This is a genomic window from Azotosporobacter soli (genome assembly GCF_030542965.1).
In the GTDB taxonomy this organism is placed as follows: Bacteria; Bacillota; Negativicutes; order SG130; family SG130; genus Azotosporobacter; species Azotosporobacter soli.
In genome coordinates, this window is the sequence record NZ_JAUAOA010000014.1 from 56,785 (window position 1) to 78,727 (window position 21,943).

23 protein-coding genes and 1 tRNA gene are annotated in these 21,943 nt (G+C 51.2%); 18 read left to right on the forward strand and 6 right to left on the reverse strand.

The genetic code is table 11. The features are described 5' to 3' along the window. Positions 1-436 precede the first annotated feature (436 nt). Positions 437-748 carry a PTS sugar transporter subunit IIB gene (locus QTL79_RS12450; protein ID WP_346355294.1) on the forward strand — a complete coding sequence of 104 codons (312 nt, stop codon included), beginning with the start codon at positions 437-439 and terminating at the stop codon, positions 746-748. A gap of 72 nt (positions 749-820) precedes the next feature. Here QTL79_RS12450 and QTL79_RS12455 read toward each other — a convergent pair whose 3' ends face one another. Continuing rightward, on the reverse strand, positions 821-1,282 hold the full coding sequence (locus tag QTL79_RS12455; RefSeq protein ID WP_346355295.1) for a hypothetical protein: 462 nt from the start codon (positions 1,280-1,282) through the stop codon (positions 821-823). A gap of 286 nt (positions 1,283-1,568) precedes the next feature. On the opposite strand from QTL79_RS12455, the gene QTL79_RS12460 reads away from it, so the two are divergent. The 4 genes from QTL79_RS12460 to QTL79_RS12475 all read left to right on the forward strand — a co-directional run bounded on the left by QTL79_RS12460 (position 1,569) and on the right by QTL79_RS12475 (position 6,558). Then, the gene (locus QTL79_RS12460; RefSeq protein ID WP_346355296.1) at positions 1,569-1,856 is read left to right on the forward strand and encodes a hypothetical protein; all 288 of its coding nucleotides are present in this window, start codon (positions 1,569-1,571) and stop codon (positions 1,854-1,856) included. A 131-nt stretch (positions 1,857-1,987) separates the two neighbouring features. Further along, a complete protein-coding gene (locus QTL79_RS12465) occupies positions 1,988-3,781 on the forward strand; it encodes an aminopeptidase P family protein (protein ID WP_346355297.1) in 1,794 nt (597 codons plus the stop codon). 18 nt (positions 3,782-3,799) lie between these two features. Further along, the gene (locus QTL79_RS12470) at positions 3,800-5,182 is read left to right on the forward strand and encodes a peptide MFS transporter (RefSeq protein WP_346355298.1); all 1,383 of its coding nucleotides are present in this window, start codon (positions 3,800-3,802) and stop codon (positions 5,180-5,182) included. Positions 5,183-5,478: 296 nt separating this feature from the next. Next, positions 5,479-6,558 (forward strand): M24 family metallopeptidase, encoded by a 1,080-nt coding sequence (locus QTL79_RS12475; protein WP_346355299.1) that lies wholly within the window; start codon positions 5,479-5,481, stop codon positions 6,556-6,558. A 253-nt stretch (positions 6,559-6,811) separates the two neighbouring features. Here the strand turns inward: QTL79_RS12475 and QTL79_RS12480 are convergent, their stop codons facing one another. Further along, positions 6,812-7,360 (reverse strand): helix-turn-helix domain-containing protein, encoded by a 549-nt coding sequence (locus QTL79_RS12480; RefSeq protein ID WP_346355300.1) that lies wholly within the window; start codon positions 7,358-7,360, stop codon positions 6,812-6,814. 231 nt (positions 7,361-7,591) lie between these two features. On the opposite strand from QTL79_RS12480, the gene QTL79_RS12485 reads away from it, so the two are divergent. From QTL79_RS12485 to QTL79_RS12510, 6 genes are all read left to right on the forward strand, one after another. Continuing rightward, positions 7,592-7,762, forward strand: a complete 171-nt coding sequence (locus QTL79_RS12485; RefSeq protein ID WP_346355316.1) for a helix-turn-helix transcriptional regulator — start codon at positions 7,592-7,594, stop codon at positions 7,760-7,762. 20 nt (positions 7,763-7,782) lie between these two features. Next, positions 7,783-8,397, forward strand: a complete 615-nt coding sequence (locus QTL79_RS12490) for a major capsid protein (RefSeq protein ID WP_346355301.1) — start codon at positions 7,783-7,785, stop codon at positions 8,395-8,397. Positions 8,398-8,415: 18 nt separating this feature from the next. Further along, positions 8,416-8,673: a hypothetical protein gene (locus QTL79_RS12495; protein ID WP_346355302.1), complete on the forward strand. Its 258-nt coding sequence runs from the start codon at positions 8,416-8,418 to the stop codon at positions 8,671-8,673. 192 nt (positions 8,674-8,865) lie between these two features. Further along, positions 8,866-10,200 (forward strand): serpin family protein, encoded by a 1,335-nt coding sequence (locus tag QTL79_RS12500; RefSeq protein ID WP_346355303.1) that lies wholly within the window; start codon positions 8,866-8,868, stop codon positions 10,198-10,200. Between the two features lie 87 nt (positions 10,201-10,287). After that, positions 10,288-10,914, forward strand: a complete 627-nt coding sequence (locus QTL79_RS12505) for a histidine phosphatase family protein (RefSeq protein WP_346355304.1) — start codon at positions 10,288-10,290, stop codon at positions 10,912-10,914. A gap of 83 nt (positions 10,915-10,997) precedes the next feature. Beyond that, positions 10,998-11,399, forward strand: coding sequence for a hypothetical protein (locus QTL79_RS12510; RefSeq protein ID WP_346355305.1), 402 nt, complete (start codon positions 10,998-11,000; stop codon positions 11,397-11,399). Positions 11,400-11,507: 108 nt separating this feature from the next. On the opposite strand, the gene QTL79_RS12515 is transcribed toward QTL79_RS12510, so the two are convergent. After that, entirely contained in the window at positions 11,508-12,587 is a 1,080-nt protein-coding gene (locus QTL79_RS12515) for a hypothetical protein (RefSeq protein ID WP_346355306.1), read from the reverse strand. Between the two features lie 277 nt (positions 12,588-12,864). Here QTL79_RS12515 and QTL79_RS12520 point away from each other — a divergent pair, with 277 nt between their 5' ends. The 4 genes from QTL79_RS12520 to QTL79_RS12535 all read left to right on the forward strand — a co-directional run bounded on the left by QTL79_RS12520 (position 12,865) and on the right by QTL79_RS12535 (position 17,040). After that, positions 12,865-13,467: a DOMON domain-containing protein gene (locus tag QTL79_RS12520; RefSeq protein WP_346355307.1), complete on the forward strand. Its 603-nt coding sequence runs from the start codon at positions 12,865-12,867 to the stop codon at positions 13,465-13,467. A 129-nt stretch (positions 13,468-13,596) separates the two neighbouring features. Then, positions 13,597-14,688: an alanine/ornithine racemase family PLP-dependent enzyme gene (locus QTL79_RS12525; RefSeq protein WP_346355308.1), complete on the forward strand. Its 1,092-nt coding sequence runs from the start codon at positions 13,597-13,599 to the stop codon at positions 14,686-14,688. Continuing rightward, the gene (locus QTL79_RS12530) at positions 14,678-15,127 is read left to right on the forward strand and encodes a GNAT family N-acetyltransferase (protein WP_346355309.1); all 450 of its coding nucleotides are present in this window, start codon (positions 14,678-14,680) and stop codon (positions 15,125-15,127) included. Before QTL79_RS12525 ends, QTL79_RS12530 begins: the two co-directional genes overlap by 11 nt. Before the next feature lie 113 nt (positions 15,128-15,240). Next, positions 15,241-17,040, forward strand: a complete 1,800-nt coding sequence (locus tag QTL79_RS12535) for an ATP-binding protein (protein WP_346355310.1) — start codon at positions 15,241-15,243, stop codon at positions 17,038-17,040. Between the two features lie 188 nt (positions 17,041-17,228). Here the strand turns inward: QTL79_RS12535 and QTL79_RS12540 are convergent, their stop codons facing one another. The 3 genes from QTL79_RS12540 to QTL79_RS12550 form a co-directional block, all read right to left on the reverse strand. Continuing rightward, entirely contained in the window at positions 17,229-17,450 is a 222-nt protein-coding gene (locus QTL79_RS12540; RefSeq protein ID WP_346355311.1) for a hypothetical protein, read from the reverse strand. A gap of 68 nt (positions 17,451-17,518) precedes the next feature. After that, positions 17,519-17,995 (reverse strand): L-2-amino-thiazoline-4-carboxylic acid hydrolase, encoded by a 477-nt coding sequence (locus QTL79_RS12545; protein WP_346355312.1) that lies wholly within the window; start codon positions 17,993-17,995, stop codon positions 17,519-17,521. A gap of 39 nt (positions 17,996-18,034) precedes the next feature. After that, positions 18,035-19,285, reverse strand: coding sequence for an MFS transporter (locus QTL79_RS12550; RefSeq protein WP_346355313.1), 1,251 nt, complete (start codon positions 19,283-19,285; stop codon positions 18,035-18,037). 386 nt (positions 19,286-19,671) lie between these two features. Between QTL79_RS12550 and QTL79_RS12555 the strand changes: the two genes are divergently transcribed. The 3 genes from QTL79_RS12555 (at position 19,672) to tnpA (ending at position 21,801) form a co-directional block, all read left to right on the forward strand. Further along, positions 19,672-20,223: a helix-turn-helix domain-containing protein gene (locus QTL79_RS12555; protein WP_346355314.1), complete on the forward strand. Its 552-nt coding sequence runs from the start codon at positions 19,672-19,674 to the stop codon at positions 20,221-20,223. 54 nt (positions 20,224-20,277) lie between these two features. Then, positions 20,278-20,352: transfer RNA gene (locus QTL79_RS12560), tRNA-Val, on the forward strand. A gap of 993 nt (positions 20,353-21,345) precedes the next feature. Then, positions 21,346-21,801, forward strand: a complete 456-nt coding sequence (gene tnpA / locus QTL79_RS12565) for an IS200/IS605 family transposase (protein WP_346353623.1) — start codon at positions 21,346-21,348, stop codon at positions 21,799-21,801. Positions 21,802-21,943: the final 142 nt, after the last annotated feature.

The following is a 21,943-nucleotide window of genomic DNA, read 5'->3' on the forward strand; positions in this document are numbered from 1 at the left end:
GGCGGCGACTTCGATCTCCGTTCCCCCAAGCCCCGCGTCAGAGGTTTTTCCGGAACGTTTAGGATGAGGAGAGCCAGACAAGGAGTCGCAGACCAGAACTTAGAAACGCGAAGCAGGACGCTTCGCGCGGATGCTAAGCCATGGATGGCGCATGCATCTGGAATTTCTGAGGTTGCAGGCTGCGAGGACTATGTCTGACGGACGAGTACGTGTTCAGGTAAAATTTCTGATGCGGAAAGAGCTAAGGAAAGCGGATGAGCACACCATTATCAAATTTAATTTGCCAAAGGTATGAGTGAGATCTTAAACCACAGGCGACGTTGCCGCCACAGCAATCGCGCTGCGATTTAGCTGTTTTACCATGCAAGCCGCGACGCGGCTTCTGTGGTGCTGTGGTTCAAATATAATTTATAAACCCCAAAAGGAGGAATCATGCATGGATAAGCGATTGAAAATTGCTGTTGTCTGCGGTTTTGGCGTGGTGAGCTGTGCAGTATTGAAACGGCGCATTGAAGACGTTCTCGAATTGCGCCGCCATTTTAACACCACCGTCATCACCGCCGATCTGATCCAAGCCGTATCGCTGGAGTGCGACTTGATCATCACTCCCGATGTATTCAGCGCCGGGCTGCAAAGCCAGGTCAACATCCCCGTCCTCGGCGTCGCCAGCGTTTTAAACCCCGTCGAGTTCGAACGCGAAGGCATCTTGCTGCTACGCTATCTGGAACAGGAGAGGCAGATTAATTAGCAAAGAAATTTGTCGATGCTAAAAAAGCTGTCTCGACCTAGGCCATGCCTATGCGAGACAGCTTTTAAAAAATCATACGGGGCGATCTACCGGACGGCTCTTGTCGAAGGCCATGATCGGAACGCTAATCAAAAGCGGCAAGGTGAGCAGGCCAAACAGGCAATGCAGCCAGCGGCGTTTGCCGAGCGCCTTTGCCGTGCAGCCCCAGAGGTAGGCGTAGAGGATGGCCGAGATGAACTTGAGCAGATCAAAGAACCACTGGAAATCCTGCAGGCGCTTAAAAGCGAATTCGTTGAAGGAAAAACCGATGATACTCACCATCGCGACAAGGCTGATGCTGACAAGCAGAAGATTGGCAGCGATATAGCGCTTGGGATGCGGCATCACTTCTTTGGCTAAAAGGTACGTGTTCCAGATCGGCACCAAGTTTTCGCCGAATTTTACAGTAGGATCGAATTTGGCGACGATGCGATAGTTGATGTAGCAAATGATCGAATAGGGAATGACGAAAATGGCTAAGGCTACGAAAAACATAATTGCACACTCCTAATTATAAAATGGGAAATGATTATCAAAGTACTATCACTATAGCATAAAACGAATGGTTACATAATTTAAAGAACTTAAACAATAGATGAGATAGGTTGATTTTTATCAGGACGATAGAAGTTAGTATTTTTTCGGGGTAGCATAGTTCTCCGTACCCCAAGCCCCGCGTCAGAGGTTTTTCCGGAACGTTTAGGACGAGGAGAGTCAGACAAGGAGTCGCAGACAAGACCTCAGAAACGCGAAGCAGGAAGCTGCGCGCAGATGGTAAGCCATGGATGGCGCATTGCATCTGGAATTTCTGAGGTTGCAGGCTGCGAGGACTATGTCTGACGGACGAGTACGTGTTCAGGTAAAATTTCTGATGCGGAAAGAGCTAAAAGTTGCAAATGATCGCACCATTATCAAGTTGAATTTGCAAAAGCAATGCATGTCGAAATCAATCGCTTTCTCTCTTCAACTCTTCGTGTTAAAACTACCGCCAGATATCTGCGGTTTAAAAAAAACATCAGCAGAAAATAAACCGGGAAAGATTACTGAATTCACTTTACTTTTTCTGTGAGGGTAAATATAATTACAGTATAAGTTAAATTCATAGTATTCGGACAAATGTGAATTTAATTATTTGCGCTGCCGTAACGCTCTTTACAACGAGCGGTGCGGCGCACATTTTATAGGAAGCGGGGAATGAGAATGAGTGCGAAAGAGACCATTGCCAAACTGAGAGCGCTGATGCAGGAGAAGAAGATCGACGTGTATGTGATTCCATCGGCGGACAACCATCAAAGCGAATACGTGGGCGAGCATTTTAAAGCGCGCGCTTTTGTCACCGGCTTTACCGGCTCAGCCGGAACCGCGGTGATCACGGCGAGCGAAGCGGGGCTGTGGACGGATGGACGCTATTTCCTCCAGGCGGAGCAGGAACTTTCCGGCAGCGGCGTTACGCTCTTTAAGAGCGGCAATCCCGGCGTGCCGAGCGTGCGCGACTATGTGGCGGCGGTATTGCCCGAAGGAGGAACACTCGGCTTTGACGGACGGTTGATCGCGATGCGGGAAGGCTGCGATTTTGCAGATGCGTTGCGTGCGAAACGAGGAAAAATCGAGTATGGACAGGATCTTGTCGATTCGGTCTGGCCGGATCGTCCGAAGTTGGCGACGGAGCCGGTGTTTCACCTTGTGGAGCGTTACTCGGGCGAGAGTACGGCGGCGAAGCTAAAACGCGTCCGGGCGGCGATGCACGAAGCCGGAGCGAGCCATCATCTGTTGACGACGCTCGACGATATTGCCTGGCTCTTCAACATTCGCGGTCGTGATGTGCTGTATTCGCCGCTGGTGCTCGCGTATGCGATTATTTCCCGGGAAAAGGCGGAACTGTTCATCGATGCGAGTCGCTTGCCTGCGGACGTAACGACGGAGTTGGAGAAGGACGACGTGGTGTTCGTACCATACAATGCGATCTATGAAGCGGTGAAACTGTTTGGCAAGAACGATGTCGTGCTGCTTGATCCGGAGCGGCTCAATTACGCGCTCTATCAGAATTTGCCGAGCTGCGTGAAGAAAGTGGAGGCGACGAATCCGACGATCCTTTTCAAGGCGGTCAAGAACGAAGTGGAACTGGCCAACATCGAGCGGGCGCATATCAAAGACGGCATCGCCTGCACGAAGCTGATGCATTGGCTAAAGACGCAGGCGCTTACGACGCGGATCACGGAAATCGGCGTTGCGGAAAAACTGGAGACGCTGCGCAAAGAACAGGACGGCTATTTGTGGCAAAGTTTTGCACCGATTTGCGCCTTTAAGGAACATGCGGCGCTGATGCATTATTCGGCGACGCCGGAAACGGATGCGGTGCTTAAGGCGGGGCATCTGTTTTTGGCCGATACGGGCGGCAATTATCTGGAAGGTTCGACCGATGTCACGCGGACGATCGCGATCGGCGAAGTGAGTGCGGAGCTGAAGAAGCATTTTACCGCAGTGGCCCGAGGGATGATGAATCTGGCGCGCGCGAAATTTCCGTATGGCTGCAAAGGCTACAATCTGGATGTGCTGGCCAGACAGCCGATCTGGGAACTGGGCATCGACTACAAATGCGGCACCGGACACGGCGTCGGTTATCTGCTTAACATCCACGAAGGGCCGAGCGGCTTTCGCTGGTACAGTTCGCCGTCGAAGTATGAGGCGAATGTGCTGGAAGCGGGCATGGTCATCACCGACGAGCCGGGCATTTATATCGAGGGTTCGCACGGCATCCGCATTGAGAATGAACTGGTGATTCGCAAGGGCGAGGAGACTGCGTCCGGTCAGTTCATGCATATGGATACGATCACGTTCGTGCCGATCGATCTGGATGCGATTGATCCGTCGGAGTTGAGCGGCGATGAGAAGCGGTACTTAAACCGTTATCATAAAAGGGTCTACGAAAAACTGGCGGAGCATCTTACGGATGCGGAAAGGGAATGGCTTCAAACGTACACCAGGGAAATTTAAAAAAATGGAGGCGTGTTTATGGGAGAAACGGTGGGGGAAAACAGACGGCCGTTCGGATTTTATGTTTGCTGTCTGACATTCATGTTTGAAAGGATGGCGTATTATTCGGCCAAGTATCTGATCTTTGTCTTCGTTGCCGCGACGGTGGTGACAGGCGGCTTGGGGCTGACGAAAGTGGAAGCGGCCCTGATCCAGTCGAATTTGGTTGCGTTTACCTATCTGGCCCCGATCATCGGCGGTTATCTCTCGGATCGTTACATCGGCGCACGCTATTGCGTTCCGGTGGGCTTGGTGCTGATGGCAGGCGGGTATTTTATCGGCAGCGGCGCGCAGGACGCGACGGCGATGAATCTGATGATCACGCTGGTGGCGGTCGGTACCGGGCTCTTTAAGGGCAATGTTTCTGCGATCAACGGTGCGTTGTTTGAAGATGAAAAGCAGCTCGACTCGGCATTTTCGGTGCAGTATTCGTTCGTGAACGTCGGCGCGTTTATCGGCACGACGGCGGTGGGCATTCTGGTTGCGACCACGTTTGCGAGCGGCGATGTGCAGGGCTTTAGACCGGCGTTTCAATTATGCGGACTTATTTGTGCGATTACGGCAATCGGTTTCCTGTTCGGCATGCGTTTCTTAGGCGAAGCGGGCAAGAAGCCGTTCAAAGCGGGCAAGCATATCGAAAAGAAAGTGGAAACCGAAGTGAAGCCGCTGACCAAAGTGGAGAAGAAAAAGGTTTTTGCCATAGTTATGGTTTCGCTCTTCTCGGTCATTTTCTGGGTCTTCTGGTACCTGACGTATCTGGCGGCGTATGACTACGGCGGCGAATTTGTGAACATGAATCTGGGCGGTTTTGACGTGCCGTTATCCTGGTTTGACTCGCTGAATGCGTTTGTCTGCATCGCACTTGGCCCGGTGCTTGGCGCGATCTGGTTCAAAATGTCGAAGCGTCCAGGCGGCGATTTGAGCCTGTTTAAAAAATTAGGCCTGGGTCTGACGTTTCTTGGCTTTTCGTTCCTGATGCTGGTCGGCGCTGAAATGTCGAGAGGCGCGGGCGGAGCATTGGCGGGCAAGGCGAGCATTCTTTGGCTGATTGCGTTCGGCGTACTGCTGAGTATCGGCGAAATGCTCTTTTCGCCGCTCGGCAACTCGTTCGTGGCTAAACATGCGCCGAACAAGTTGTATTCGGTTCTGATGGGCGTCTGGATCATCGCCACGTTCATCGCGGGAAAATCCTACGGTTATCTGTACGCGATCGCGACCTCGTATCCGATCATGCAGTCCTATGTCGTGATTCCGATTATTTTATTCGTAACGGCGGCGCTGCTCTTCGTGTCCGATAAGAAATTGGTCGCGTTGCTGGAAGAGGATGTCCCGGCAGCGGAGAAAGCGGCGGTAAACAAATAATGTGATAAAATGGTGTTTGCCGGGTCGTGCCAAACGGCGTCGGCAAACACCGTTTTCAATGGGGTAAATCGCGCATCGGACGGAAGATGAATTTGCAAAAAATGGTTTGAACCACAGGCGGCATAGCCGCCGCAGAAATCGCTACGCGATTTGACTGTTTTAACCGCTAAGGCGCCATGCGGCTTCTGTGGTACCTTTAGGTACCTGTGGTTTAAAATGAATTCTTCGTGTCAAAACTTTATCGTTAGCCAAAGAATCGCTGCAGCGATTGGTTTATAAAAAGGGAGGCTACTACTATGCTTAACCAAGAACGGATTCAAAAGACCACGGCCAATATGGCGGAAATGGGGATCGATCAACTGATCATTACTGATCCGACGACGATTTTTTATCTTAGCGGAGCTTGGCTTCACACCGGTAAGCGGATGCTCGCGATGCTGGTAGGACGCGATACAACCTGCCGTTTGTTCGTGCATGAGATGTTTCAGCAAAGCGATGCGCTGGGCATGCCGGTGACGTATTTCTCCGATATCGAAAGTCCTGTCGCGGTCTTGAATGCTGCTCTTGCCAAGACCGGCGTCGTCGGCATCGACAGCAACTGGCCGGCTCGGTTTTTGCTGGAACTGCAGGAGTTGAACACGACGGTGAAAATGGTGCGCGGTTCGTTCGCGGTGGACGGCGTCCGGATGTGCAAGGACGAAACGGAGCAGGCCAAGATGCAGGAAGCTTCGCGCTTAAATGATCTGGCGATGGCGAAGATCCAAAAAGAGATTCAACCTGGCCGGACGGAACTCGAAATGGTCGAAATCCTGAGCGGTATTTACAGAGAGCTTGGTACGGCCGGCTTTTCGTTCGATCCGATCATTTCTTACGGCGCGGGCGCGGCCGAACCGCATCACACGAGCGATGATACCTGCGTCAAGCCGGGCGACTGCATCGTGATCGATATCGGCTGCAAGAAGAACGAATATTGCTCGGACATGACTCGCACGGTCTTCTATAAGACGGTGTCGCCCGAAGCGGAAAAGGTGTATAATCTGGTCAAAGAAGCGAACCTGAGCGCGATCGCAGCGGTTAAGCCGGGCGTTCGTTTTTGCGATATCGACCGTGCGGCGCGCAGCGTGATTGAAGCAGGCGGCTATGGCCCGTTCTTTACGCATCGAACCGGTCATTGCATCGGGCTTGACGTACATGATTTCGGCGATGTTTCGGCGGCGAACGAACTTCCGGTGCGAGAGGGGATGATCTTTTCGATCGAACCGGGTATCTATTTGAAAGGAAAATTCGGCGTGCGGATCGAGGACCTGGTTCTCGTGACGAAAGACGGCTGCAAGGTACTCAATGCGCATACGAAAGAGCTGACCATCATCGACTAAAAACAAAAAAAAGTACGGCGTCGGACAGTATCCGGCGTCGTACTTTTTTGTTCTGTGACTGATGAGAAAACGAAAGCAAGCGGGACGTTTTTACACGAAGAGTTGAAGATGGGAAGGCAGAAAGAGTTTTACATCCTTCTTGCAGTCGGATTCTGTTTTTGTTTTTACCCGTCATTCGCGCAACGAATCTGTGGTGCGCAGCACCTGTGGTTCAAATACACTTCTTGTGTAACGGGCATGCATGAAAGCGCCGTTATTTGAAGAGCGGCGGCGAGGAGACGGAAAGCACACGGACTTGCTGCGCGCTGGGATTGGACCAGGAATGAGGCAGCGTCGACGGGTAGTGAATCGATTCCCCGGTTTTGACCCGATGTTGTTTGCCGTCAAGGTCGACGAGCAACGCGCCTTCGAGCACGTAGACGAACTCTTCGCCGGGGTGGCTGTAGACCTGACCGAAGTTGGAGTTCGGCGGCAACGTCACCAGCAGCGGCTCAACCGAACTTTCGGGGAACTGTCCGGACAGGCGCACATATTCGAACGGCGAACCTTCGATGTTCCATTTCTCCTGTTTTTCCAGTGTGACATGATAATGATGGTTTTCATGCGTGTCAAAAAAATATGTGATCGGCACGTTGAGCGTTTCGGCAATTTTTTTTAATGAAGTGATGGCCAGTGAGGAACTGCCGTTTTCAATCTGCGACAAAAAACTGATCGAAAGGCCGCAAAGCTCGCTCATGTTTTTTAAGGTGAGGCCTTTGCTCTTGCGCAGCGCGGCAATTTTCTCTCCGATTTCGTTGATCATAGGTACCTCCGTATTCAGTGAAGCTGTTTTAATTGTAGCAAAAATGAGCGGCAAAGTCATCCGTCCTATGTCGCCGTCCCAAGCGAGCGTTTCTTACGAATTTATTATATTAAACAAAATTTGTATGATTCCACCATAGTAAACCTTTAATGTGATAATTTGTAAGTGGGGGTTGCAATCCACTCATATCCAGAGGGAGGGATGGAATGATAATCTACAGTTTAAAAAAAAATACGTAAGCAAAAGGGGCTTACGCAAGATGGACTAGCGAGGCGTTCCGGCGTAAGCAAGAGCATGATCAGCGCCATTGAGAATGAGGAACGTCATCCTACCGTGCCGATACTCTGCGGTTTGGCTAGGGCTCTGCAGGTGCGGCCGCAAGACTTATATGAATATGATTAAAAAATTGGAGGAATGAAAAAATGGCAAACTATACTTTGAAAGCGTTAATCGATAACGAAACGGTGAAAAAATTCAACATGTTGAATCAAAGGGTGATTATCGTCAAGGAAGCGGAAGGTTCGGGCGCGGATGTTGCCTGGGTCACGTTTGCACCGTTTGAAATTAACAGCGTGTCCTGGGAAGAAGCGTACGGCGTGTATGCATCCTGCAGCGAAATGGAAGGCAAGGCGAAAATTGAAAAATCTTCGTATGCGCAGGCTAGCGAAAAACAATCGTACGCGTTTGCCAACGGAATTTTTGAACCGCCGGTTACCGATACGACGCTGGGCGACAACATGTATGAAATCAAAAACAATATGACCGACCCGGATATCCTGACCTTCGGTCTGGCGCAAGACGTCGTAGCGAACGGCGTAACCTACGAAGGCAATCCGATCAATGCGGTGCAGGTACTCTCCAACGAGTCGGCGACGTTTACGCCGCATGAAAGAATCAGCATCTTCATGCAGTCGGATTTGGATGACGGCATGGTGATCAGCCGCATCAAGAGCCAGGCGCTGCTGCTTGACTTTGCAAAACAGGCCGATATCGTCATTAAATACGATCCCGCCGTCGGCGGTTTCGTAAAAGCGTAAGGAAAGGAGGTAGCAAGGATGAGAATACCAGCAGATGCGCATTTTACTAAAGTTTATGTTCATTCAATGACTGGCGGAGTCGCAAGACTGCTAGATGGTACCGGAACCAGTAATTGTACGGGAACTGTGTTCTATTGCGGATCGTTTGACAAAGATGAGCGACCCACAGTCGGTGAAATTTGCAAAATCGAAGCGACTGTAAATGGAACGATGATAACGTTCCGGGGAAAATGTTTTGATGTCGGCAACACTTGCAGCTTCGACGTAATGGAATAGCAGCTAAAAAATCGCTCCTTTGCGGATTGCGCAAAGGAGCGATTTTTGTATTGAAGTGATCATGCGCGGCGTAGGGAAGCTTAAAAGACATGTTTGAATACAGACGCTTGCCCTAGAAACATACAGGAACTCTTTTCTTTGCGTGCGCCAAGGCATATAATAAGCGTTGAGACATCTCTAAGGAGGATTCCTATGAAACGATGGAAGCGTATTGTCATCTTGGTGCTGCTGCTTATAGCGGCGCTTGTGTTATGCCGTGAGGCGCTGGCTGCGCCGCTGCAGGAAGCAGCGGGCGGCAGCAATGCGTTTGCCTGGGATTTTTATCAGATTGCGCGCAAGAACGAACCGGATAAAAATCTGGTCTTCTCGCCGTACGCTATTTCGCGCACGCTGGCGATGGCGTACGCGGGGAGCGGTGGCGAGACGGCGCGACAATTGGAAAAGACGCTGCACGTTACGCTGGAGCCGAAAGCGCTGACGGAAGCGTTCGGCAAACTGCATAAGGAACTGCCATTGAAAGATAACGCGGCGAACCGGTTGCGCATGGGCGATGCGATGTGGCTGGACAGTGCGGTGACAGTGCGCCGGGAGTTTTCAACGCTGATGGATCGGAATTATCCGCGGAGTTTGCGTGACAGCGATTTTGTCGATCATGGCGAAGCGGCGCGACAGGCGGTCAATTTTTGGTTGGAAGACAAGACGGACGGCGCAGTGACGACGTTCCTGCCGCCGGAGGATGCGAAGAAGGCTGTTTCACTTTTACTGGTCAATGGCGATTCGTTCAAAGGCGAATGGCAGACGCCGTTTATGGCGAAGGATATGGAACAACTCTCCTTCCGGCGCGTCAGAGGCGATTCGCTGCTTGTGCCGATGCTGCATCAGAAACTCGAAGCCCCATATTTCGAAGATGAACATGCACAGGTTGTTGAATTGCCGTATGCCGGAAATGAACTGGCGACGCTTGTCGTCGTGCCGAAAGGCGAGGGCAAAGAGGCGATTGATGAACTGGATTTGGGAAAATATACGAGCGGCCAGAAATTGCTGCACAGCAAAGCGCTGGATGTGTTTTTGCCGAAATGCAAAGTGGAAAGCCGCTATAGCTTAGAGGATGCGGCGCTATTGCCTGCGCTGGGATTGACGACGGCTTTTGATGCCAAGAGCGCTGACTTTTCCGGCGTTAGTTCGAAGCAAACGCTCTTTATCAGCCGCATGCTGCAACAGGCGGTCGTGGATATTGCGGAAAACGGCGCGCAAACGCAAAAGCAGGCGACGCTGCCAGCTGGCAAAACGAATGCGGGACATTCTTCGCAACCTGCGCTGGCAGTGCGTGCGGATCATCCGTTTTTCTTTTTGATTGTACACAAGCCAAGCGGTTTAATTTTGTTCATGGGGCGGATTGTCGATCCCACACAAGCGGGGCTGACGCTATGGCAGGCGGAAATGGCGAATTATCCGGGGCATGTGGAGCAGGACGGCCGCCCGGTCATGCGGCCGGGATATCCGTATTATTGGCACTGGCGGCAATGAGCCTGAAGAAAGAACAGTGGCAGAAGAGGACGTTTCGGTGTAGAATGAACAGATGAGTCAGCAAAGGAAAGGCGGTTTCAGGCAAGGATGACGAGGATTTTTTTAATACGCCATGGCGAGACGAAATGGAACAAGTTAATGAAGTATCAGGGGCAGACGGATATTTCGCTCAGCGAAGCCGGACGTCGCCAGGCCGAGTGCCTGGCCGGACGCTTGCGCACGAAACGGTTTGCCGCCGCATACTCGAGCGACTTGGAGCGGGCGCACGAAACGGCAAAGACGATTGCCGCGCCGCATGGCTTGGAGGTTCGCGTTGTTTCGGGTTTGAAGGAGATTTCCTTTGGAGCGTGGGAAGGCATGACGCACGACAGTTTGATCGGTGAAGCGGCAGTGGAAGCGAATCGGTTTTTTTCGCAGCCGCTGCCGGAGGCGAAGAGTCCCGGCGGCGAATCGTTCCAGGAACTGCAGGAACGGATGCAAGCAGCGCTGGAAGCGATCGTCAGTGCGCATCCGGACGAAGATGTGCTGGTCGTCTCGCACGGAGCGGCGATCCGCAGCGCCATCTGCGCCGCGCTCGCTATTCCGCTGAGCCAGGTCTGGAATATCCGGCAGGATAATACGGCGTTGAACATCTTGGAATATCACGCCGAGCGCACTGTCGTTGCCCGCCTCAATGATGCAACGCATCTGAAAGAGGAAAAGCAGGCGGGTTGAAGGGTGAGGCGTTTTTGCGATTTAAGATAATTTAAAGAATCGCTGGCGATAGGTAAAATAAATGAGCGTAGGGAGGTAGGATGATGTCAGGTATTAATAGCGTGTCCAACAGTGCGTGGTACAAGCTCTTGAACAGCAACACCGATGCGACTTCCAGCGAAACGCAGTCGGGGACTTCCAGTTCGTCGACCGACTCGACCACGTCGACGAGTACTACAGCGTCTCAACTCGATGAGTATCTAAAGAAAGCAAAGTCGGCTTCGCTGGCGGATTATTTGTCAAGCGGATCATCCAGCGATCAGAGCAATGATGCTTCTTCCGGTCTGTATAGCGAGCTGACGTATGGTTCGACCGGACAGGTAGCGCTGATTATGCAGAAGATGCAGACGTTGGAGGACGCAAAGAGCAGCGCGAGCAGTTCGGATAGCAGCGATTCCTCCAACACCACAGCAACGGACTCGACGGCGAAGGTCAGTGCAAAATAAAAATGCTCTGGCTGTCGTGTTATCTGCCACAATGGCAAATGCAATAAAACGCCAACTTGTATCTTGAGGATGCAAGTTGGCGTTTTATTTAGTGCAATGTAGAGTGGATTACGATTCGGGCAACGCTTCGAGAAGTTTGAGTTCATTTCCGTCGGCAAAGCTTATACGGCTGACATTGACGGTATAGGTGAGGGCTTTTGGGTCGGAGGCGAGAATTTCGTTATGGCCGTCCATGAATTGATTGAGATGGAAGGAATAATAAAGGATCGGTTTTTGCTCGGCGCTGCTTAGATCGGCTTTGATTCCGCTGGCAAGCAACGTGGCGCCGTTTTTATTGGCGACGGAAATCTGACCGCCCAGGGAGGCCGGTTTGGGGCCGGAACCTACGGTGACCGGAATTGCGACGCGCAGTTCGCGTGAGAATCCCCAAGGGTCGGCGTTGACGATCTGAGCGCTTACAGAACCAAGCGTGAGCGCTGTTTTAATTTTACTTTCAATGGGCGCATTAAGTCGGGCCAGTTTTTCGGCGCGCAGCTTTTTCAGTTGCGCCATGTAGGTTTTGAGATTGGCGATCTCGGTGATTTTCCAGGTGCCGTCATCAAGTTTGATGAGTTTGAGCTCGATGATCAGCTCTTTTTCCACTTGCTTTTCGAATACGCTAATGCCGACGACGGCGACGTTGCCGTCTTCTTTTGTATAGGAGACGCCTTTGAAGTCACTCGAGGCAAGACCGGTCTTCTTGCCGACCTCAGCAGCGGAGAAACGCGGTTGTTTATCGGTTTCGCCTTCTGTGGTCTGCGCTTTTTCGAACGAACCGCTTTCTACGAAGCGCTTGCTGGCATCTTTGGCTACGGCAACAAAAGGCTGCTTAAACATTTGTGCGAGGCCCATGGCAAAGGTCTTTATATTGGCGGACTCGCCTTTTTCTTCGGCTATGGATGCGACAACAATGTCGTCGAAGGCTCGATTCGCAAGAGAGTCGACATCGACATGCTTTTCAAATTCGGCGTAGTTGTGCGTTTCAACGGCGTTGCGGATCAAACCGAGTGAATAGGCGGGCGTTTTTTTCCAGTAGAAAACATACCAGGCTCCGGTAAAAATGGTGGCGAAAAGAATGACGCTGATTAAGACGGTGGCGATAATGCCTTTGCGTGACGTCGGCAGATGCCAGGATGATAAATTTGCCATGGGAATTCCTCCTAAAGATAAGAATGTATACCAATATGTTAACGTAAAAAGAAGCGTTTTGCACGGAAAAATAGAATTAATTTTAAAAAGAAAAGCAATCCGGAAAAGACTTTTCTCTGGCTTATTTATCTGATCCCCAGGTGTGTCAGCGATGTTGCCGAAGCGCCAGCCGTCTGTTTTTGTGTATGGGATAATTTTCCCAAAAGAAGGAAGCGAAGTGCAACTGACGAATACACTGTAATAGGTGATTGAAAAAGCGACGGGAGGTTATGCGGTTATGGAGCGTAAACGAAGATGGCTTTTTTTATGGCTAAGCATTCTCTGCTTAGCGGCGTTGGCAGCGGGATGCGCCAACCAAAAGGCGGAGGTTCCGCCGCCTGCAAGCACACCGGTGATGCTTGGCGAATGGAAAGCGGACGGCGTCATCGATGAAAAGGAATACGGTAAGCCGCAGATGATCGGCGATGTCGAGGTCTTCAGCCGTGTGAAAGGCGATACGGTATTGATGGCGCTGCGCGCCAAGACGAAAGGATATCTGGCGATCGGCATCGGCGCTGCTGAGAAGATGGACGGCGCCGATATTCTGATGTTTTCGTTTAAGGATGGGAAAATTCTGGTCGAGGAGAAATACAGCACGAGCTTGGTCGGACTGCCGAAACCGAAACAGGGAGAACCGACCGTTTCACAGCTGAAGGGCAATTATACGGACGGCGTGATGACGGTGGAATTTGCTCGCAAGCTGGATCCGGGCGGTGCACAGAACAAGGCTCTTGTCTTGGGCGACAACAAGCTGATCTGGGCCATTGGCGAGAGCAACGTCACGACGCAGAAACACACGCAACGCGGTGCAGGAGTATTGAAACTGCAGGCGATAGAATAGTGATAGAAAAGGGAGAAATTGACTTTTGTGAGCGTTTTTGCTATAATCTACCGTAATAGCAACGTGATGAAATAGGAACAGATGAAGTCTTTATAGACTTTATCTGTTCTTTTTTTAGGAGGGGAAAGGATGAGCAGCTGTTCCGTGCTTACAATCGATCTGAACAAAATCAGGGAAAATGCAAATCAGATTGTGCGGCAATGCCGTGATAAAGGAATTGAAGTCATCGGCGTGACGAAAGGATTTACGGCTGCGCACCAGATCGTGACGGCGATGCTGGAAGGCGGCATTGCCGGTCTGGCGGACGCGAGGATGGAAAATATCATGGAACTGCGCAAGCGCGGTTTTCAAAATCAAATTACCTTATTGCGACTGCCTCGCTTGAGCAATGTCGATAATGTAGTTCGTTATGCGGATGTCAGCATCAATTCAGAACTGAGCGTCATTTCAGCGCTGGCTGCAGCGGCGTGCCGGATCGAAGCGATGCATAAGATTATCCTGATGGTGGATGTCGGCGATCTTAGGGAAGGCGTATTGCAGGAACATGTCATTGCCACCGCCGCGCAGATCAAGAGCATGCGCGGCGTGAAACTGGTGGGGCTCGGCACGAACATGGGCTGTTACGGCGGCGTTCTGCCGAGCCGCGAGAATCTCGGCGTGTTGATTACGCTCAGGGATTCATTGGAACAGTATCTGGATTATAAGCTAGAAGTGATTTCAGGCGGCGGAACGTCGTCGCTCTTCTTAGTGGAAAAGGACGAGGTGCCGGAAGGCATCAACCAGTTGCGTATCGGCGAAGGGATTTTGCTGGGGACGGATACGACGAACAACCGCGTCATCCCCGGTTTGCATCAGGATGCGTTCCGCTTGCGCGGCGAAGTGATCGAAGTGAAGGATAAACCGTCACTGCCGATGGGCGAAATCGGCAAAGACGCGTTCGGCAACACGCCTCAATTCATCGATCAGGGAATGCGCAAACGTGCAATCCTGGCATTCGGACGCCAGGACGTATATATCGAAGGGATTCGTCCGGTGGAAGAAAAGTATGCGATCCTGGGAGCGAGCAGTGATCATACGATCGTCGATATCACCGACGGCGAAAACGAAGTCAAAGTGGGCGACGAGATCGAGTTTTCTCTGACCTATCCTGGTCTGCTTTCGGCCAGCGACTCGCGCTACATTGAAAAAGAGTTCAAGGGGGAACGGCGAAATGAAGATTGAACGGTTGCGGACACCAAAGGCAAAGTGGCTGCCCAGGCTTCTCGAATTGGAAAGAGAAGCGTTTGGCGACGGCGCACTGAATGAGTGGAATCTGGTGCCGATGATTCGGCATGGCTGCGTCCATGTTGCGCTCCAGGACGATGAAATCGTCGGGCTGGTCGAATATATGCGCGATTGGGAAAAGCCGGAGCGTGCGTACATGGTCGGCGTGTCGGTTGCGCAGGCGTTGCGCGGACAGGGATTGGGCAGCGCCTTGCTCCGCGCCAGTCTCTCGGAGTTGAAGCAAAGCGGTGTGACGGAGGTCGAACTGACGGTAGATCCTTCAAATCAGGCGGCGATCCGTGTCTATCGGGAAAAACTGGGCTTTGTTGAACAGGAAATGCGCCGCGGAGAATACGGCAGCGCTGAAGATCGTTTGGTGATGACGGTAATCTTATGAAGAATGTTTGAAAAAATAGCCGTGTTATTGTAACGTTTCGTAATAAACAGGTTGATTTTTGTCAACACATATGGTTAAATGCTACTGCAATATGAAAAAAAGGAAGAATGCAAGTGGCGAATTCGATACGAAACAAACTGGCGGCGCGGATTTTCATCGCCGGCAGCGTGATTGGTTTGATCGGTTTTTTATTTACCTATAACATGCTGGCAAGGCAGGTCACGGACAATTATGAATTGCAGGCCAGCCAGGTTGCCGTTTACATGCGCAATTATCTGGAAGAAGACCTGATGTATGTCTCTTTCAATGACATTTCATCACTGGCAAAGGATGCACGCATGGCGGAAATGATCGATAAGATCGGCGGCAAAGTCTACTTTGACGGCAATGCGTTTGCGCGGCGCGATATCGATCCCTTGGCCGATTTTCTCAAATGGCACACCCGTTTGCAAGGGATTTGCATCGGAACGCAGCAAGGCGGTTATATCGAAATCTCGGAGCGGCCATTGATAGCGGCGCTGCAGCCGTATGAACCACGCGAGCGCCCTTGGTACAAAGATGCGCTTGCAACGCCCGACCGTCCGGTACTGACCGGACCGTACCGCCAGATGAGCGGTGGAATCGCGGTCGCGGTGTCAAAGGCGGTCGTCAAAAACAATGAAACGATCGGCGTGGTCTCATTCAATCTTGATCTTGGCGGTATAGAAGAAAGCATTCAACGCCTGACGCGCAAATGGGAAGGCGACATCGAAATTATCAGCGGCGACGGGACGATTCTCTTTGACCGAAAGCACAAGGCTCGTACGCTGAAAAACACCAATGAAGCAGGCGTCGATGCCGGACACGCGGAAAGCGGCTTTGAAACAATCGTCATTGAAGGCAGGGAGCAGCGCGCCTGGACGGAAGTGAACCGGGAAAACGGCTGGAAAGTCGTCACCGCGATCTCTACGCAGCGGATCAACGAACAAATCCTGCTGATGATCATGCCGATCCTGGTTGCTTATCTTGCGGCGCTCTTGTCGGTAATCCTTGTCGTGTGCGGCGTGGTGCAGATTCATGTCGTGAACCTGATCGACCGGATCAACCGCCAGACAAAGGAAATCGCAACCGGCAATCTGGCCGCGCGTATCGCGGAAATGCCGAACGATGAGATCGGCAAACTCGGCGAATCGTTCAATGCGATGGCGCAAAAACTGGAACTGAACATCGCGAGCATCAATGATGCGAACAAGCAATTGCTGCATATGGATCGCCTCAACACGGTGGCCGAAATGGCCGCCAGCATCGCGCACGAGGTGCGCAACCCGATGACGACGATTCGCGGCTTTTTACAGCTGATGCGCAGCAAGGAGACCGATGCGAAAAAGATCGCGTTCTGCGACCTCATGATCGAAGAGCTTGACCGCGCCAACAGCATCATCACCGAATTCCTCTCCCTGTCGAAAAACAAGGAGATTTATCTGCAGGAGCAGCGTCTGGAAGAGATTATCCGTGCCATTTATCCACTGCTGCAATCCGATGCGGCGATCGGCGGCAAAGAGATCGTACTGCAGCTGGCGGATTCTCCGCCGCTGATGCTGGACGAAAAGGAAATACGGCAACTGATCCTGAACCTTTCGCGCAATGGCTTGGAGGCGATGGAGCAGCACGGCAAACTGACGATCGCGACAAGCTTGGCGGAAGACGGTTCGGTGATGCTGACGATTCAGGATGAGGGCGGCGGCATTCCCGCGGAAATCATGGAGAATATCGGTGTTCCGTTCAAAACGACCAAGGATACGGGAACCGGGTTAGGCCTTGCGGTCTGCTATGGCATTGCGGCTCGGCATAATGCTTATATCTGCGTGAAAACCGGCCTGGAGGGAACGACGTTTTACGTGCAATTTCCGGTGCGCCATGCGGAAACGGAATAAAAGAGGATCTGTAAAAGAAGAACGCCTTGGCCGCTAACGGCCAAGGCGTTTTTGAGAGTGTCGACAAAACGAAATCAAGTGGGACTGTTTTTACACGAAGAGTCGAAGAAGGGAAGGGCGGAAGAGAGGTTAACTTCTTCCGTTCTTCTCGTTGGGGTGATACGATCGGCCCGCTTCGATTCTTCGTGTTATCGTTTCTTGTAAGTCTTCTCTTCTTTCTTTGTATCCAGTTCGCAGACCAGAATCCAAAGACCGTCGGCAATACCAGCCAAATAGCGATTCTTGCGCGAAAAGGCCATTTCCTTCAGGTGGTCGACCTGTGGAACCAAGAGGCTCGGTTCGTTGTGCTGAATAAAATGTGCGGCGTCCTCGAGGCCCTGTTGGTAGGAAGTGTGGGGTGGATAGATCATGGCAGCAGCCTCCTTTAGTTCGTTTCAAGATAAAGTGAGTCCGAGCAGAAGGAAGGTAAGAGAATCTATTACTTGCTGACGACCATTTCGCAGTAAGGCGAACCGTCGCCGATCGTAGAATTAAACATCAAATCGAGCGGATAACCGCTGATGATGCCGTAGTCTCCAGCCATCGCGAGCTTGCATAGATGGCCAATTTCTTCTTGCGTGCAGCCGAGACTTTTCCAGGCGTCGCAGAGCGGGCAGCGATGAAAGCGGTATATGCCCTGCTTGCCGTCCATGCTGATTTCTTCCATTGCAAAGGCCAGACGGTTGGTTTTCGTGGCAAGACCCTGGAAGAATTCCTGCGGCGTGCGGCACAGTCCAATCTTTTCTCCGTTCAACTGTCCTGCGGCGAAGACTGCTTCCTGGGCGATCGCGTCCGCGTCCGCGCCGCGTTCTTTGGCGGACTTCAAAAGCAGGTAAAACCAGATCGCACGTTGCTGAATTGCGGCGCGAACCGCTTCGGTTAATTCCAATTCATGGTTGTCGCAGTGAAGCGTCATAGTGATCCTCCTCTTATCGCTTCTTCAGTAAAGCGAGCTTTATGCGGCAGAAGAAGCCGCCTCTTTTTTCGGCAGTCTGACTAGCGATACGGTGACGGCGGTCGCGACGAGCGAAGCGGCCATGAAGGCGAACGCGGCATCATAGCCGGAAACGCCGACAAGATGACCGATGATGATCGGGGAAAGGATGCCGCCGATGCTGCCGCCGGAATTCATTACGCCGGTTGCCGTGCCGACAAAGCGACGTTTGACCGATTCCATCGGCATCGCCCAGAGTGGGCCGAAGGCCATGCCGACCAGAAAACCGGCGACGACCAAGGCGGTCATGGCCATTGTTTCTGTTTGCGCGGTTACCACCGCATAGAGAGCGGGACCAGCGGCCAGATTGACGAGGATGGCCTGCAGTTTGCGGTGGCCGAGAAAGACCTTATCCGAAAGCCAGCCGCCAAGTGGCTGACCGATGCCCAGCGCCAAGAACGGCAGACCGGAGAAGATCCCCATTTTCACCAGCTCGAAGCCGCGCGCCTTGACCAGGTAGCTGGGCAGCCAGGAAAGAAGACCGAAGAAGGCGCACATGAAGAAGAAATAGGTGCAGGCCAGCAGCAAGATGTTCCGGTTTTTAAAGATGCTCATTACGCCGCCGCTTTTTTCTTCCTCTTTTTCATCAAGTACGACTTCCGCCTGGTTGCTGCGAATGTAGTCGAGTTCTTTTTGGCTGATGCTCTTGCATTCTTCCGGGGAATTGCTCACAGCATAGAGCCAGAGCGGCAGGATGAGAAAACCCAGACCGCCGAAAATGTAAAAGATCGATTGCCAGCCCCAGGCGCTGATGATCGCGACCGCAATCGGCGGCGCAATGGCCGGACCGAACGAGCAGGCCGAGGTGAAGATCGAATTGGCCGTGGCCCGTTCCTGATTGGGGAACCAGTTGCTGTTCAGCTTGAAGGCGCAGGGCGGTTGCAGGCCCTCGCCAACGCCAAAGAGAATGCGTACGAAAAAGAACTGCGAAAAAGTGCGTGCCAGTCCGGTCGCCATCGTCATGACCGACCACCAAATCAATGCAAAGGTCAACACTTTTTTCGGTCCGATTTTATCGCCTAAATAGCCGCCGGGAATCTGAAACAAGGTATAAGTCACAAAAAAGGCGCTGAATACATAACCGCACTCCTGCGGCGAGAGAGAATACTCCTTGGCGATAAGCGGCATGGCGACGGACATGTTTACCCGATCAAGAAATGCGACAAAAAAGACCAGCCATGAAGCGCTCAGCATAATCCACCGTTTGTACATAACAATCGCTCCCTTTGTTCGTTCGTTCAAGCACGATCACCAGCGTCGGGCTGATGAAAACCGGTGCGATTTTATTAAAACCGCGGTTGTGAAGAGAGAACTGTGGACCGTAAGGAGTGCGTTGGATGACAACAGTTTTACGGCAATAATCGGATATCGTATGACTCCTTTCTTGCAGTTTGCTAAAGCTCATTTATCTGAAACAGGAGGGAAAAGAAGCGTGTTCTTTGCACTCTTCCCTTAACCTGACGCAGGTATGGCGTGGTCTTGTTCGCATTATTTTTATATGCTATATTATACATGTAGACAGTATGACGTACAAGAAAAATGTGCGTTATAACGCTTGAAAATATTGTGAATAAGACGGAAATCTGGGAGGAATACCGATGAATGACCTGACGCCGATCATTGGCGAAAATCTGGCGCAACTGCGCCGTCAGAAAGGTTTTAGTTTGGATCGATTGGCGGAACTTTCCGGGGTCAGCAAAGCGATGATCGGTCAGATCGAGCGCGGCGAATCGAACCCGACGGTCAATACGCTCTGGAAGATTGCCGCAGGGCTGCATGTTTCGTTCGGCAAGCTGATCAACACGGAAAAACCGGAGTCGGAACTGGTTCGCCTAAAGGAACTGGAACCGCTGAAGAATGACAATGAAGGCCTGACGCTTTATCTGCTCTTTTCCTTCGACCAGGAAAAACGCTTTGAGATCTTTTCGGCGATATTAGCGCCCGGAACCATTCACGAAGGCAATCCGCACGAAATTGGTGCGGAAGAATATCTGCTCATCACCGAAGGCGTGCTTGAAGTGACAGTCGGTATGAAAACGAACCGCCTGAGTGCCGGTGATGCGCTGCGCTTTTGCGCCGATTCACCGCATATCTATCACAACCCGACCAACAACGTAACGCGTTTTCAAAACATCATTTATTACGCCTAGTCCTTGCGTTGCCCTTCGGAAAGCAGTATACTCAATTATGTAATGAATTAACTTGGGGTATTAGCTCAGTGGGAGAGCGCTTGATTCACATTCAAGAAGTCGCTGGTTCAATCCCAGCATGCCCCACCAGTAAATTAGAAGCTTTGCAGATTTTTTTGCAAAGCTTTTTTTATATGCGTTTTAAGGATAGTCCATAGCAAAATAGATTTGGCTAGTGGCGTGGTCTTCCGATAGCTGTAGCTCTTTTCGCGAAAGTGGTTTTTCCAAGACTGGTCGTCCTTCGGATCAGCCATAGGGCGGCTGCTGTGCCATCCTTGGCGCAATATCTCGTCGGCAGCTTACGCCATCCCTGGCTCTGCCGACACTAGGAACGTCCATGTTCCGTCGGAGCAGCGTCCTGCTGCTCGTTTCAGTGATTTTTCTCATCGCTCCTTGTTCTTAACGTCTTAGAAAAACCACTTCCGCGAGGCCTTAAAGGAACGAAGAAGAATGACGTAATTGTTAGTTAAGTTGGCGAATTTATGAACGCGCATTACCGTAGCTAAGAAAGTTGTTAAAGACGAAATTGCGCTTTCTCTTTCTTATTTTGCCTAAGACGATAAATCTGCCTTCGTCTTTCTGATCCCCGTCGCTGCGGTTTTTTCAGAACATGGAGTCCGAGGAGAGGCGGGCATGGTTCGGCGGACAAAAGCGCGGGGACGTGCGACATGGACGTCGCACGCCGACAGAGCGCCAGGGAAGGTGCTTATGTCGGGTATGCCTGCGATTGCAGGACGCTGAGCCTTGGCCGACCCGCTGGACGTTTTAGTTCTGAAAAAACCGCAGCGACGAAAGGGGCTCAGTTAAGGCATGACAAAAGTGCGATCAAGTTTGATTTGCAAAAAGAACGAGACAAGGTGCTCTTCTTCTTATGAAAAATAAAAAGAGTGGATGATAAAAAATGAGGTGAACGAATGTTAATCCGTTCACCTCATTTTTTATTATGACTTTAGTCAGTTGAGCGAAGCGAAACAGAAAACCACCCGCTATGCGGGTGGTTGACAACTGTTATACAAAAACTCACCACTTTCTTATAATAGAGGGTGTTCAGGCCACTATACAAAGAAAGGACTGGTGAGTTTTATGGGACAAAGTTTAGCACATACAAAATGGCAGTGCAAGTACCACATAGTATTTACGCCGAAGTTTAGACGGAAAATAATCTATGGTCAATATCGTGAAAGCATAGGAGAAATATTACGAAGGCTATGCAGTTATAAGGACGTAAAAATCATAGAAGGTCATCTAATGATCGATCATGTGCATATGTTAGTATCGATACCGCCAAAATTCAGTGTTTCTGCATTTATGGGGTATCTAAAAGGAAAAAGTGCGCTAATGATATTTGAACAGCATGGTAATTTGAAATACAAATATGGGAATAGGCACTTTTGGGCAGAAGGATATTATGTTAGTACAGTAGGGCTAAATGAAGCGACGATCAAGAAGTACATTCAAGAACAAGAAAAACATGATCAAGCAATAGATAAACTGAATGTACGAGAGTACGATGACCCTTTTAAGGGTAACGTGAAGTAGTACAAACATCCCTTTAGGGATAGCAAAAGTGATTAGACCGTAGTGGCTTGAACAAAGTGAAAGCCAGCGTCTTGAGACGCCGGCTAGTAATAGAGGCTTATAGCCTCAGTGCAAACCACCCGTTAGACGGGTGGTTCTGATT